This window comes from Occallatibacter savannae, assembly GCF_003131205.1.
GTDB classification, from domain to species: domain Bacteria; phylum Acidobacteriota; class Terriglobia; order Terriglobales; family Acidobacteriaceae; genus Telmatobacter; species Telmatobacter savannae.
Genome location: NZ_QFFY01000003.1, coordinates 664,172 through 678,658 on the forward strand (window position 1 = coordinate 664,172; position 14,487 = coordinate 678,658).

Here is a 14,487-nt window from a genome sequence, read left to right on the forward strand (position 1 = left end):
GGGCTCAGTTAAATTGCGCGGCCGACGATCTCACTTGCAATGAACTGCCATCTGCAATCCCGAGTGCTCTCAGAAGCGGCACTGTAATGGCAGTGGTGACCAGCGCCATCACAACCATCATGGTGAAGAGTGTTGGCGAGAAGACGTGCGCGTTATAGGCGATATTCAGCACAATTAACTCAACCAATCCCCGAGTGTTCAGCAGCGCGCCCAAGGTTAGAGAAGACCTCCATTCCTGACCAGTCAGACGAGCCCCGATGATCGCACCTCCCATCTTGCCCACTACAGCCAGCAGGAGAACGAATCCGGTCCAGAGCAACGTCCGAAGATCGTTCAGGAGATCCAGCCTCGTTCGCAAGCCGGTGAGGGCGAAGAAGAGCGGCAGCAGGATGAGCGACAATGTACTTTCGAGCCGGACACGAAGCGATTGTTGCCAATGAGGAACTCGAGGAAAGCACAAGCCAGCCAGGAAAGCCCCGAATAGAGGATGCACTCCAATTGCATCCGTGACCGCTGCAGATGCCAGTGCGATCGCGAGCATCAACCCCAGCGCCTCGTACGTCAGAATGTTGTGCGCTCTTTTGGTTGCGAACCGGCGCCCGAGCGGCCTGACGATATAAAACATGGCGGCCAGGTATATCGCGAGCCACAGCAATCGAAACCACAGAGCAGGCCCGCTGTTATTTGCCGAAATGAAGGTCATCCCCACAGCCAGCAGCAGCCATGCCGCGACGTCGTCGAGCGCAGCGCACAGCAACGCGGTCGCTCCCAGTGGAGTCGTCTGCAGATTTCGCTCCTCCAGTATTCGTGCGAGAACCGGAAATGCCGTGATGCTCATCGAGACACCCAGGAAAAGTGCGAATGGAAGCCTGCCCACTCCGTTGGGGGAGAAGCGAGCATGAAAGAGGGGTGCGGCTGCAGTCGCGAGTGTGAACGGCAGCACGATGCTGGTCAGGCTGGAAAGCAGAGCAGTCGTTTTCTGCTGTCTCAGGTGCTCCAGGTCCAGCTCTGATCCAACGATAAACAGAAAGAGAATGAGCCCGACGGTGCTCAGAACTTCCAGCGCCGCAAAGGAGCCCTGGGGAAAGAGCCTCGCGAAGAGCGACGGTGCGATCCGGCCGAAGATGGAGGGCCCCATAAGAATGCCTCCGAATATCTCGCCGATGACCTGAGCCCGCCCAAACGCGCGTGCAATGCGCCCGCATGCAATGCTGAGTAGCACGATCATGGACATCTGAAAGATGAGAAGGCTCAATGGTTCCTCGAAATGAAGGAGGACAGCCTGGATGATTACTCTGGATCAGTCCCTGCGGCCAAGATCAGTGGGCAGCTGGAACCGGTACGAGTTCTGGCCGCGCTGTAGGCGTTGCAGTCTTCCGCCGATGAGAAGTTCCTCGGCGGACGCCAGTCTCCATGCCTCGCGATCTGAAGTATGCGGCAAGGTTCTCCGCAACTTCAACTGCGCACTCAATCGGAATGAAGTGTCCTGAATCGAGCTCAATTAAATGCGAATTCGGAATCAACTCCGCGCCGCGAGCGGCAAACGACTCCGGCAGAATGTCTCTCGAACCGTGCACGACGAGTGTCGGGCAGTCGATCTCTCTGAGAATTGATGGAAACTCTTTGAAGACCGACTCTGGCTCTCCCCATCGCACGAGGCGCATCAGCTTCCACGGACCGACGGGTCCCGAAAACGTCTTTTGAAAACTGCACCGCTGCGCCGCATTCTCTAGCTCCGGAATGGCTCGCTTCATGGCAATCTGCCAGAAGCATGCATGAACCAGCGGCGCCAGGAGTTCCCCTATCACCGGCTTCCGCAACAGATCGAGTAGAAAGAACGGGCGAAGGTCGGGAAAGATCGCCGGCGAAAGGAGTGCCATGCACCCGACTCGCTTCCGGAATAAATGCGCATATTGCACTGCGATCGCGCAACCGCCATCATGGCCCACGACATGCCAACGCTGAACCTGATAGCGCGTGCGAATCTGCTCGATCTGTTCAGCAACTTGCGCAAAGTAAGCTGCACCATACGGCAGAGCGCGCGTTCCCCCCATGCCGGGCAGATCAATAATGAAGCACCGGAAGTTTCGGGAGAGATCCCGGACAACGCCGTCCCAGAGCCGGCCATTTGTGGGCATCCCGTGGACGAGCAGGACGGCTTCTCCCTTACCGCGCACGCTACAGTGCATAGATCTGCTCCCGGGTTGAAAACGGCTGGCATTGAGATCGGTTGGCAGTACCCGAAGGCATTAGGGATGCAACCTGAAACGCCAGCCAGGCGCACATACGAATTGTGTTCAGTATGGATGTGATGGCAACACTGCGTACCCAGGAACCTGCTGGCCGCATCCGGGTGTATACGACATTCATCAGCCACGCGGGAACCGTGTATATTCGCGCTGTGCTGAAGAAGCCGATGCGATCGCGCAACATCGGCTGATAAAAGAGCTTTTCAATCAGGCTGTTGAAGTAGAACCCGACAGTGGCGACGCGCAGATTGTAGAGCGATCTCGCCCATATTGAAATTGTGCCTCGCTGCCGATAGCGGCAGATCAAGCGAGAGGCTTCCTGGGCGTGTCTCAGAGCGGCGGTCACGCCATTTCCGGTGATCGGGTCAGATTGAGATGCGGCTTCACCCACGACCACCCAGTTTGTTCCGCATACACCTTCATAAGTTCTGCACAGAAACGATGTGGTCGCAGCCTGAGATACGTGGCCTTGTTCCACGATCTCCTGCAGCCGATCAAACCTGTCGCACTGACGAACGAGAATCTCGTGAGTCGAATGTCCCGCTGCACGCTGCCTCTTCACGCTCGATCCCGGGGCGATGTAACCGATGCTGCTGACTCCCGGACGGATTGGAATCTCCCAGATCCATTCCATGTATTCGCCCGGCGAAGGCACCATGTACAGCGTCGTTCCCTCAACCCACTCTTCGGTTGTCACGTGCGACCAGATCGCTGCTTTTCGCGGACCATACGCGACCGACTTCAACTCGAATCGCTTGCCAAGCAGACTCGCATCTGATCCTGATGCATCGATGAACCACGAAGCACGCACAAAAGTGCCCTGTTGAGTACGCAGCCCGAGAATTCGACGCGTCTTCGGATTGTGTTCGTCCATCACTGCAAAATCTGCTACCCGCTCGTGGAGGGTCTTTACGCCGAGTCGTTGCGCTGTCTCGCGGAGGCAAGCATCCGTTCGATCGCGGTCCAGGTGGAGCGTGCGGAGCTCAACATTCCACGGTCTTTCGGCAAGCCATTCTCCGGGTAGAAACTCCTTCCGCCCACCGTCAATGCTTGCGACGGTGATATGGCGCTTCCAGGTTGCCACTTCCTTTGAGACGAGTTCTTCCATGGGCAATCCAAGATCTGCGAAAAGATCCGGAGCCGACCAATCCAGGGATTCGCCTACGATGTTGCGGATCTCTCGCCGTTGCTCGATGCAGATCACGCGAAAGCCGTTCCGAGCGAGATGTATCGATGCGGCAGTGCCCGCAAGTCCACCTCCGATCACGACAGCATCGGTCTCAAATACGATAGGTTTTTCCTGCAGCGGCTCAGCCATGAGGACCCGTCTAGATGGAATAACTGCAGAGGAAGAAGCGATTTACGCCGCATCATTGAGGTGGGTTCGCGACGCATTCGCAACTGTAGCGGCCTGAGGGTCCAACAGGCATCGATCAAAAGGTGGAGGATCGACGCCAAGGCACTAAGCCACTTCCTCAAGCTCTCGCAGGTCGCGGTCGTGCGTCTCGTGCCCTAAAGTCGCAAGTAGCACAATAGAAAGCAGACAAGGCGCAACCACAATGCCGGCCGTCACCCCGAGGGCAGGAACCAGCGCAAGTGTCCCGAGCCCCTGAGCCAGTAATCCTCCCCCTTTGCTGAACCCAGCCACCCACCCCGTGGCCCGCCCTCTCACCCTGATCGGGTAGCTCTCTGCTGCATACGGCAGAAGCACAGAGATGATTCCACTGGTGCCAACCATCAGCAGGACAACTGAAAACACCGGGCTCGACAATGACGGAATATTCCTGAAGTCACGGAGAAGAATCGCAACAAGCCCAAGCGTCGTCACTCCGACCGTCAACACAAGAGTTCTTTTTGTGCTCCATATGCTGTAAAGCCACGAGACGAGCACAACCGTAGGTGCGGCGAACAGTGAAGAACGGGCGATCAGTTCGCTTGCGGCGCCCACGCTGCGACCTTCCCGCATCAGACTTCCTGGCAGCCAGAGCAGCACTCCGAGATTTACAAAACCGACGCACAAGGCCGTGAGCGTCAAGGCAAGAGTCAGACCGAGGAGCTTAGGTCTTCTTATTCGTGGGCCAGATGGCTCGGCTGGTGCGAGTCTGGCTCTGGTAGGCGCCGCCTTATCAATAGAGATGCCAAACCGCGCCAAGGTATCTCGGGCCTCCTGCAGACGTCCCATGCTCTGCAGAAAGCGGGCCGACTCCTGCAGCAGTGGGCTGACGGCAATCAAGATCATTGCGAGCGGAAGATTGATGAGCCACATGATCCGCCAGCCGAAGTAGGGCTGCAACCACGCCGAGAGCGCACTTGTGGCGAAGTAGCCGCCGACCGAGCCGATTCCGCCCACCAGCACAAGGCACCAACCGCGATGCCGTGTGGGCATGATCTCCGCCAGCAGCGCGTACGCCACGGGAAGCATGCCGCCGGCTCCCACCCCCATCATGAGACACATGAAGACATTCCACGCAAAGGAAGGCATGGAACCACAGATTGACGTGCCCATGAAGACCACAGAAGCCAGCAGAATCGTAGCCCTGCGCCCGTACACATCTGCAAGTATCCCCCAGATGAAAGAACCCACTGTTGTGCCGAGCAGCGCCACGAAGGGCAAAACGGCTACACCTGAAGAGCTGAGCCCGTACTCGAAGCGCATTCCTGGTACGACAAAGCCCAGCGTCGCCGGTTTCATCACGTCGATGATCAGCGCCGCTGCGAGAATGACAATCTGAACCCAATGTGCGCGAGTGAGTGGCGCATCTTCGGGTGGAGCGATCTCGTCCATTCGTGAACTGTCATCTCTGCGCGGGGGCAACAGCCCATAAGCGGTAGCCGCTGTTCCTCCGATGATGAGCCCCATGCCGATCAGCATTCCGGTGTCCATCGGCATGCCGGCGAGCCTGTAATGCACATCGCGTCCCATCAGGAACATAGGTATATGCAGTAGTACGCCAGCTGTGACCGCCACGCATCCTGCCCAGAAAGCTATGGCTCGCCCCGTGCTCGAGAAGAGAGATACCCTGTTCGTCGCTTCAATTCCACGGCTGGGTGTGCTCATCATACAGTCGGCCTCGTTGGGTCTTCGTTGTATGGAAGATTCAGTCTTGCGCTCCGGATTCAGCCGTTTCCGACGCGTAATTCTTGATCCGTGTCATCAGCCAATCGAGAGAGCCGCAGATAAGCAGCGTGGCTGCCGACACAAGCAGGACAGAGCGAGAGATCGGCACAAGCACAATCGTGCTAACGAATTCCAGAGAGATCAGCGCCAGAAGCAGATTCACAATCCATCGCCGGCTCATGCGTGAACACAAAAGGGCCCCTAACGGCCCTCCCACAGCAACAATCGGAACCGCCGCCAGCCAATAACCCTCAACTGTGGGCGAGAAATCTTTCAGCCAGAAAAGGTGAAGTAGGAACCCGGGGATGGTCGCCATCGTCATCACGACAACGCTGGTCGGGGTGGCAATCTTCTCGTTGATCCGGAATAACAGCACCATCACCATGGACACAACCGAGTTTGCGCCCGTCCCAACAAGCGAGCTTACGATTCCGCCGAGAAAACCCGTAGCAACCAGGACCAGAACTTCCCGTCTACCAAACCGGGGCATTCGAGCGTTGCGGAACTCATTATTTTCGCGATTCAAAAGCAGCAGTGAAAATCCGATCGTGGTGACGAGAACCGTGAACGAGGTCCGGACGAACACAGCCGGAACCAACGGTGCAATCCAGACTCCGCCGAAGATCACACCCGCAATCGAAGGAATGCCTGCGTACAGAACACTTCGCCGTTCGATTGGGATGCGCAGCAGCAGGATGCTCACAGAAGCTGCGCCCATGCCAACACTCTGGATTGCGAGCGAAAAGTTTCTCGCATCGAATGCCGAGATCGTAAGGATTTTTGTGAATACAGGGAACGCAACTGCTCCCCCGCCCTCGCTCGTTCCACCGCCGACGAGAGATCCGAAGACCATCGTGAAACCAATCTTCCAGTCGGCGATCAGATGATGGACGGCGCTCGTTCCGCCAAACAGAAGCCACGCTGCCCATGTAAGCAGCGCTAATAGAGCGTTCGCTTCGATCGGGCTCAGTGCTGGAATCGACTTGGAAGCCGGTGCGAAACCACTCACCGGAGTGCGCTCTGAAAGCACCGGGGTTCCTCGGACAGGGTCTGGACGAGCTTTGGGGTACCTGCCGCATGATCCCCAATCAGGACTGAACCTGACATCCACCTAACGATGGAGGACGCCATTCATCATGGAAGGACTTCCATCATAAAACCCATTCGGACCATAGCCTTGATCAGGAAATACAACCGAGCATGCTCTGAAAAACAGGACCCATCGAAGACCCAGATTATCCACCTATAAGTCGGCGAGAGTCTACAAATCCAGTCCACTTTGCCGTAAAACTGGCAACCGCTCTCTTGGTCAAACGCTTCACGAGCCGCTCGGCATAAGGGCGCGCCGGCGACTTTCCGTCAAGGTGGAACGTTGGCCACATGCCCAATTCCAGTCTCTATGACTTGCACACCACACACATTCCCTCGAATGAGGCGAATTTGAGTGCGCAGACCGGAGATTAGATATAGAAGTCTTTGCCGTCATCGCTCCTGAGGTTGTACCGACTAGACCCGGTTGAAAGTCTTCCATCAAGAGTCCGAATCGCCGTGCCAGCAGGAACATGAACCTCTCCTTCCACGCCTCGCCACTCGACCTCAATTGGGCCGTGCGGAGTTGGAACTGCCCCTTTCACCCACTCAAGCCCGCAACGCTGAGGAGCAACGCGGCAGACGCGATATCCCGGATCAATCGGCTCGACGCCGAGCACGCCGAGCGAAAGCGCCATCACCGGGGCCGCTCCCGCCCATGCGTGGCAAAGGCTTGTGGCGTATTTTCTGCCATACATCGCAAGTTGTTCTCTATCTGTCTTCACCGGATTGATATCTTCAAAGAACCTCCCACACCCATTTTGAATCGTCGGCAGCCATGCGCTCTTCAATCTTGCCAGAGCTCTTTCGGTGCGCCGAGCCTTGGCGAAAGCTGTCAATTCAACGACCTGGCTAAGGCTGAAGTGCGATGGACGTTTGCTGGTGTCCTCTAGAAATCGGAATAACGAGTCGTATTCTTCAGGCTTCGCGATTCCAAAAGCAACGGCGTATGCCTGAGCGAAAGATGTGAAGCGCTCATCCGGTTTGCCGTCCCGATCCAGACCATTCGTAAATAGCCCAGCGCTTGGCATCCAGAATGACTTTCTGGTCGAGGCGCGAAGACGATCGGCCGCACGATTGCAGCGCATCTCCAAATCTGTATCGCCCCACGCAGCCGCCAGGCTTCCCACCGCGTTGAAAGCCCCGAAAAGCAGAACCTGACCATACGCAGGAGTTCCATGTCCATCCGGTCCGCTTTGCTCGGTCGCTGACCAATCCGGGAAAAATCCATAAGGCTGGACCCGGGCCGCATTCACGAACCCTCGATCGTCTTGCAGCGATTCGTAGAACCTGACGATGTCCTCGATGCGATCACGAAACATCCGCGAAAAGCTGGCATCTCCGCGCATCATGTATTCGCGCTCGAAGCCGATTACGTCGTACATGGGCGAGTCGATGATACCCACGTCTCGAACGGTGGGTCTCTCCGGAAGCGTCTCCCCAATCAGTGTCTGCCGGGAGAGTCCGGCATCGAAAAACACGCGCTCATAGGCCTCGAGCGTGAGCGGGCCGTCATGCCATAGCAAGCCGTCACGCCGGATCCCATCGAGGTAGAAATCATGCATATTAGAGCGCAGTGTGGCGACTGCAGTCTTCCAGATAGCATTTAGGTCGCTGTCACTCGATTCGAATGTTCCCTTTTCTTTCGTAGGCCAGAGGCTTGCATCAAAGCTCACCCCCTGTATCTGCGCTTCGTCTGAAGCGATCAGACGCGCAAATCGCAGCGCGCGTTCAGGAAGAGAGACCTGCTGCACGTCTCCACTCAGCCGGATCGGCTTCAGCGGGTACTGCTCGAAGAAGCGAGGATCGGGATCCCTAACTTCTGCTATGGACTCTCCGACCTGCACATTGAGTTCGCCTTTGCCGCGAACGTCGAAGCGCAATCTCCCGAGTTCCGTCTCCCTGAAGTCGAGCAGCAGATCGCGTCCCGCAGTTAGAGCGTATGCAGTTTGCGGCGGCCCCTCAGGGTCGACTACACGAGAGACAGGCAGGCTCACGACTATCTCCCGCGGAGCATCTGGAAGCATGCTCGGATCGCTGCCCTCACCGGTCTCCGCCGGGACCCAATGTGTTCCGTCCAGGCTTGCTTCCCAGCCGACACCTGAAGAGAATTCGCCGCCTTCGAGCAGCAGGCAAGGCAGAGATTCCGCAAAATCAATCTGCACTGCAATCTCTGAGTCGCCTTTGCGCAGAACCCCGCGCCGAACCGTGATGTCGGATCCCCGCCCTCCCACGACTGTCCTTACGCGGCTCACGGGCACTGCCCATCGCAAACTGATATCATCGCGTGCGCTACCCCGCTTTCGAAACCATGCCTCCGCAAGAGGCTGCCGAAAGTTGGCCGGATAGCCGACATTCGTGCAACGCTGCACAGCCAGATGGACACGGCGCGCGTGCCGATAAGCAGCAAGTTGCCCTGGGTACCAGATCCATTGCGCACTCCACCTTTCGGGAACGCTCTCAGCCCTGACGCTCTGAATTTGCGATCCTGCGGCGGCCGCCGCGCTCAGAAGAAGGAAGTTTCGACGATCCATATTCGTTCCCATCTTGTTGGGCCAACAGTCCGCAATCCCACTGTTCTTCCTCTGCCTTCGCAGGTCAAATCAGCCTCGGAGGTAAACCTCAGGGGGCTAGCTGGAGAGATGATTCCAGCAGGAGTTTTCGTGAGCTTGTGCCCACCGCAAACTTGTAAGTGCCGCTCCATAACTTCCAGCCATGTTCCTCATCGCTCCACACGGATAAACGATTCAACGGGACTTCTATATTGACCGTTTTGCGTTCCCCGGGGCTGAGTGACAGTTTTTCAAATCCCTTCAGCTGCAGAGGAGGCTCTGAAGCGTGGTCCGGCTCCGTAACATAAACCTGCACTACTTCGGAGCCTTTGCGAGCTCCGGTGTTCGTAACAGCGACTGATAGTGAAACTTTGTTCCCCTCACGACTAACATGCAGATTGCTGTATTCGAAGGTCGTGTAGGACAGGCCGTGGCCGAATGGAAAGAGCGGCTGCTGCTGGTGCTGATCGTACCAGCGGTAACCCACGAAAATGCCCTCATCGTAGCGGGCAACGCCATCCAGGCCGGGATAGTTTTGCGACTTCGTAGCAGGACCCTGATCGGGAGAGGCTGGGAACGTAATTGGCAATCGACCGCCCGGGTCGGCATCTCCGAATAGCACAGACGCAATACCCTCCCCACTCTCCTGTCCCGGATACCATGATTCGAGTACAGAGGCCACTTTGTTGATCCACGGCATGGCCACCGGCGTAGATGTATTCAGGACGACCACCGTGCGTGAATTCACCGCTGCCACCGCGTCGATCAGTTCATTTTGATTGCCGGGCAGGTTCAGCGACGTTTTGTCCATGCCTTCGCCGAGTTGCTCGCCAGCAAACACGACAGCCACGTCTGCCGAGCGGGCGGCCTCGAGAGCGGCATTCCATTTATCCTCGTGCGGATGATCGAAGCCGACGTGTAGGAAGCTGCCCAGCACAGAATCGTCGTTCGAGTGCTCAACAACAATACTGACCGAGGTACCTTCTTTTAGGTGGATGAGGCCGAACGAAGTCGACTTGAAGTTCACCTTCTGCAATTGGGCTATAAGTTTGCCGTCAACAATGAGGCGTGAGCTTCCGGCTCCGTCTAGCGAAAAGCCATATTCGCCGGAGACGGATGGAGTCAGGGTCGCGCTCCACCGCGCCGACCACGAGAGTTTCGGCGGCCCAAATGAGCGAACTTCGGGTCCCAGCTCCGCAGCGGGTAGGCCATTTACATCTATCTCAGCATCGAGACGCGTCACCACCGGCGTGCCGCTTAGGTCGCTGCTGCGGTAGTAGGTGGCGGTGAAGCCATGCCCGGAACCCTCTGTTGGCGTGAGCACTTCGCCTTTGAGAAGCGGCAGCGGCCTGATACCAATTCCGACCTCGTGATAGCTCACTTTCATCGAGGACCCGGCGCGCTGGGCAATAGCTTCGGCAGGAATACTGAGCTTCTCAACGTGGACCGTCGGCCCCTCCTCGCCAAACACTGCCTGGGGCCCGGCTGCTACGCCGATCACCGCAATCGACTTTACCTTGCTGGCAGTGATCGGGAGTACCTGCTTCTCGTTCTTGAGCAACACTGATCCCTCTTCAACGATGGCCCTCGCAAGTGCGACATGCTCGCTCGTCGTCACGCTAGCCGCTGAATTGCCAGGAGCCGGCGAATCATAGATGCCAAGCTTGAAGATGGGAAAGAGCGCCGCGTACAGCATCCGATCCACATCTGCCTCGGTAAGCTGGCCTTTACCCAGCATGTCATGCAGCGTCTGACCGGAACCGATGTAGGTGACTCCTGCCTTTGCAGCGAGCAGCGGATCGTGCAATGCGAATACCGCATCCGGCGTGATTGCTCCTGAAAATCCCCATTTATGAAGTTCGCCGAGAACCTTAGCGTTGTTACAGGAGAACGTACCGTTGATTTGGTTGTAGGCGCACATCACGCCCGCTGCACCACCAGTCTCGATCGCTTCCTTGAATCCGGGATAGTAGATCTCGTGCAGCGCGCGCTCCGGGATGATTTCGTTGATGCCGGTGAAATCCGGGAAATGCCCAACGCGCTCCCAATCCTGGTTGTTGCCGGCGAAGTGCTTGACCATCGCGATCACGTGTCCGCGCTGCAGAGCGGCAACTTCCACCGACGCCATCTGTCCGTTCAGGAACGGATCTTCACCAAAGGTCTCCGCACTGCGGCCCCAGTGCCACGTGCGCATGATATTCAGCGTCGGAGCGATGATCTCAGAGCTTCCTTTGCCACGCCATTCCTCCGCCAAGGCCGTTCCAAAGTCATCTGCCCGTTGTCGATCCCAGGTCGCGGCCAGCGCAATCTCGTTTGGAAACGCCGTCACCCCGAGAGCTCTGGGCTGTGCAGGACCTGGAAAAGGCCCCTGAGCCCACCCGTTCGGTCCGTCGTTCGCGTTCAGAGCTGGGATCCCGAATCGATTCTCCGTCGGCTTGCCGAAGGAAGGTGCGAGTTGGCTGATCTTATCCTCGAGTGCCATCGCACGAATAAGTTCCAGGGTCCGGCACTCAGGACTTTGGCTCTGATCACGCCATGGTTCTTTTTGTGCCGGAACCCTGCAAGAATTGAGCCTGAGGGAAAGATCCTGTGCGTACGTAAAGCTGCATGGAAATGCGACTGCGCACAGAAAGATGAAGCTGCTCATCGTGGCACGTACTAAAGTCAACATTGCTCTTTCCTTTATGAGATTCGGCTCGGATTGACGCGCCGTTTCACAGACAGCTTTGGCGCGAGTCTCAACCGGAGGGTAAATCCCCGCGACCTTTCTACCATCTCGGGGTCGAGCACGTCATAGTCGACCGCCCCGAGGTGCTGCATTCTAGATCGGGATCGTATTGGCAGAGCTTTTGAGTTTGAGAAGACGATGTTTGTGCGTGACCACCACAAGGTGGTATGTCTCCGCAAGCGGCGCCGCTCTACAATTTCAGTAAGTCAGTGATTACCGTCGGTGAGCGGGAACTTGGAAATATCCGCTCGCATACAGATCAGTCCCCTTGAGTCGGCGAGTGTTTTACATCTAGTCCACGTGGCCGTGTAACGGGCGACTGGTCCGAGTGGCGGAGTAGGCTCATTGCCACCGCATTGGAGGCGGCTGGAATGAGAGGACACGCTCGGAAGAATGTCGGAAAGCCAAAACGACCGAAGACGAAACTTGGCCTTCCCGATCTGGACCACAGCAAATCGGCTGTCCTTGACAGCCTTCGCTCACGCGAGTCGAAGCGCGAATAGCGGCACGCGATTGATGAGTTTATTCAATGGTATTGCTCTGAACCTCGCCTGTCGTTCAGCAAAGTAGTCGTCACCCGCTATCGGATCTTCCTCGAGAATCGAAATCTCGCCGCCGGCACGATCAATGGACGACTCGCCGCCGTGCGACGCTTGGCATACGAGGCTGCGGACGCTGGTCTGCTCAGCCCTGAACTCGCCGCCGGAGTCCGGCGCGTAAAGGGTGTCAAGAAGCTCGGAGTTCGGTTAGGAAACTGGCTCACGGCTGAGGAGGCTCGTCGGTTCTTGCAGTCACCCCCGGCAGACACTCTCAAAGGGAAACGTGATCGCGCAATACTCGCCGTGTTGCTTGGCTGCGGACTACTACGGCGCCGCGAACTGGCTGATCTGGAGTTCACCCATTTGCAGCAGCGCGAGGAGCATTGGGCGATTGTTGACCTCATCGGCAAAGGGGGCCATATTCGGACGGTTCCTCTGCCGGAGTGGGTCAAAGAGACCATAGATCTGTGGGTCACTGCGGCCGGGGTTTCGACTGGCCGCCTATTCCGATGCGTCTGTCGGGCGGGAAAGACCTGGGGCGATATGGTTTCGGAACGCGTTGTCTGGCACGTCGTAAAGCAGTACGCGAAGGCTCTGGGTCTCGCTCAGGTGGCACCTCACGATCTGAGGCGCTCTTGCGCCAAGCTCTGCCATGCGTGCGGCGGAGAACTGGAGCAGATCCAATTTTTACTCGGACATGTTTCCGTCCAAACGACCGAACGGTACCTGGGATGTAAACAGCGAATCCGCGGAGCCGTGAACGACAACATAGGTATTGAACCGCAGCCAGGATCCGCGGGATAGGAGCGCGTAGGCGACTTTACGTCAATGTGGATCACGGAAGCTGGGCGTTTGGAGCGCCGAGCGGGAATCGAACCTGCGAGTGCAGGTTTTGCAGACCTGAGCGTTAGCCACTTCGCCACCGGCGCCTGAATTGAACTATGCTTCCCCGGTCAGTGATGCTTGGCAAAAGTCACGTTAGCATCTCGAAAACTGGCTGAGGCTCGGGCGCGGGCCGCTTCAAGCCCATGGCTTCTGCGATGACATCTGTATATTTCAGGCCCGATCCGGTATTGAACAAGAGCACGCGGTCCTTCGGGGACAGAGTTCCTTCTGCGATCAGTTTGCCGTATGCGGCGGTGACGGAAGCGCCTTCAGGCGACAAGAAGATTCCTTCGTTCTGAGCCCAATCCTTGATCGAAGCCAAGATCTCATCATCGGTCACAGAGATCGCGAGCCCATCAGACTGCTTGATGATGTTCAACATGATTCGATCTCCATACGGTTTCGGAACACGCAGCCCCGCAGCGAAAGTGGAAGCATTTTGCCACATCGTGCTGGTGTGAGCCCCACTTTCAAAGGCGCGGACAACCGGCGCACACCCGGAGGATTGAACGGCGATCATTCGTGGACGCTTGCCGGGTTTGACCCAGCCAATCTCCTCCAGTTCCTCGAATGCCTTCCACATCCCGATCAAGCCAACACCGCCGCCGGTCGGGTAGAAGACCGCCTCTGGATACTCCCAGTCGAGTTGCTCTACGAGCTCGTAGCCCATCGTCTTCTTGCCTTCAACACGAAACGGCTCCTTCAGCGTCGAGATGTCGAACCAGCCCTCCTGATCTTTTCGCTCAGCCACTATGCGTGCACAGTCTGAAATGAGACCGTCGACCAGCGTCACCTTGGCTCCATAGGCAACTGCCTCAACGTAGTTGGCCATCGGAACATCTTGTGGCATAAAGATGTGCGCCTCAATCCCGGCTGCAGCGGCATAGGCTGCGAGGGCTCCCGCGGCATTTCCAGCAGAGGGTACTGCCAGCTTCTTAAGCCCGTAGTGTCGAGCCATGGACACTGCCATGGCCAAACCTCGAGCTTTGAAGGTGCCCGTTGGATTAGTTCCCTCTTCCTTGAGGTAAACCGATTCAAAGCGCTTGCTCCGAATGATCGGAGTCCATCCTTCTCCCAGCGACACAGGCTCGACATCCGGCAACACCGATTTGTAGCGCCACATCCCGCGCCAATCATTTCGCGATTCGTTAATCACCTTCCTAGGGTCAGTGCCCTTCAAACGCGACAGGTCATAGCGCACGTACAACGATCCAGCCGGTGGCTCTAGACATTGCGTACAGACCGTCTGCGGTTCGTCGGCCGAGATGTGAGCTCCACAGCGGGTGCATTCGAGGAAAGCAATCGAAGGCATGTTGGCTATTTCTCC

General features: G+C 57.2%; 9 protein-coding genes and 1 tRNA gene. 1 reads left to right on the top strand and 9 read right to left on the bottom strand.

What is annotated here, in order from left to right; translation table 11 throughout:
- Positions 1–4: 4 nt before the first annotated feature.
- The 7 genes from DHV10_RS14495 to DHV10_RS14525 all read right to left on the bottom strand — a co-directional run bounded on the left by DHV10_RS14495 (position 5) and on the right by DHV10_RS14525 (position 11,490).
- Positions 5–1,255, bottom strand: coding sequence for a cation:proton antiporter domain-containing protein (locus tag DHV10_RS14495; RefSeq protein ID WP_239461683.1), 1,251 nt, complete (start codon positions 1,253–1,255; stop codon positions 5–7).
- Between the two features lie 64 nt (positions 1,256–1,319).
- Positions 1,320–2,189, bottom strand: a complete 870-nt coding sequence (locus tag DHV10_RS14500) for an alpha/beta fold hydrolase (protein WP_109487065.1) — start codon at positions 2,187–2,189, stop codon at positions 1,320–1,322.
- Positions 2,179–3,567, bottom strand: a complete 1,389-nt coding sequence (locus DHV10_RS14505) for an NAD(P)/FAD-dependent oxidoreductase (RefSeq protein ID WP_109487066.1) — start codon at positions 3,565–3,567, stop codon at positions 2,179–2,181. Before DHV10_RS14505 ends, DHV10_RS14500 begins: the two co-directional genes overlap by 11 nt.
- A gap of 144 nt (positions 3,568–3,711) precedes the next feature.
- Complete coding sequence (locus tag DHV10_RS14510) at positions 3,712–5,310, bottom strand: MFS transporter (RefSeq protein WP_204101421.1); 1,599 nt, start codon at positions 5,308–5,310, stop codon at positions 3,712–3,714.
- Positions 5,311–5,347: 37 nt separating this feature from the next.
- On the bottom strand, positions 5,348–6,376 hold the full coding sequence (locus DHV10_RS14515; RefSeq protein ID WP_239461686.1) for a sulfite exporter TauE/SafE family protein: 1,029 nt from the start codon (positions 6,374–6,376) through the stop codon (positions 5,348–5,350).
- A gap of 451 nt (positions 6,377–6,827) precedes the next feature.
- On the bottom strand, positions 6,828–8,990 hold the full coding sequence (locus tag DHV10_RS14520; RefSeq protein WP_162601544.1) for an alpha-L-rhamnosidase C-terminal domain-containing protein: 2,163 nt from the start codon (positions 8,988–8,990) through the stop codon (positions 6,828–6,830).
- Positions 8,991–9,078: 88 nt separating this feature from the next.
- Complete coding sequence (locus tag DHV10_RS14525) at positions 9,079–11,490, bottom strand: glycoside hydrolase family 3 C-terminal domain-containing protein (RefSeq protein WP_162601545.1); 2,412 nt, start codon at positions 11,488–11,490, stop codon at positions 9,079–9,081.
- An 890-nt stretch (positions 11,491–12,380) separates the two neighbouring features.
- On the opposite strand from DHV10_RS14525, the gene DHV10_RS14530 reads away from it, so the two are divergent.
- Positions 12,381–13,079: a tyrosine-type recombinase/integrase gene (locus tag DHV10_RS14530; RefSeq protein ID WP_204101422.1), complete on the top strand. Its 699-nt coding sequence runs from the start codon at positions 12,381–12,383 to the stop codon at positions 13,077–13,079.
- Between the two features lie 49 nt (positions 13,080–13,128).
- Here the strand turns inward: DHV10_RS14530 and DHV10_RS14535 are convergent.
- Both DHV10_RS14535 and DHV10_RS14540 read right to left on the bottom strand, forming a co-directional pair.
- Positions 13,129–13,204, bottom strand: a tRNA-Cys gene (locus DHV10_RS14535).
- Between the two features lie 44 nt (positions 13,205–13,248).
- Entirely contained in the window at positions 13,249–14,472 is a 1,224-nt protein-coding gene (locus tag DHV10_RS14540) for a threonine synthase (RefSeq protein ID WP_109487069.1), read from the bottom strand.
- Positions 14,473–14,487 lie beyond the last annotated feature (15 nt).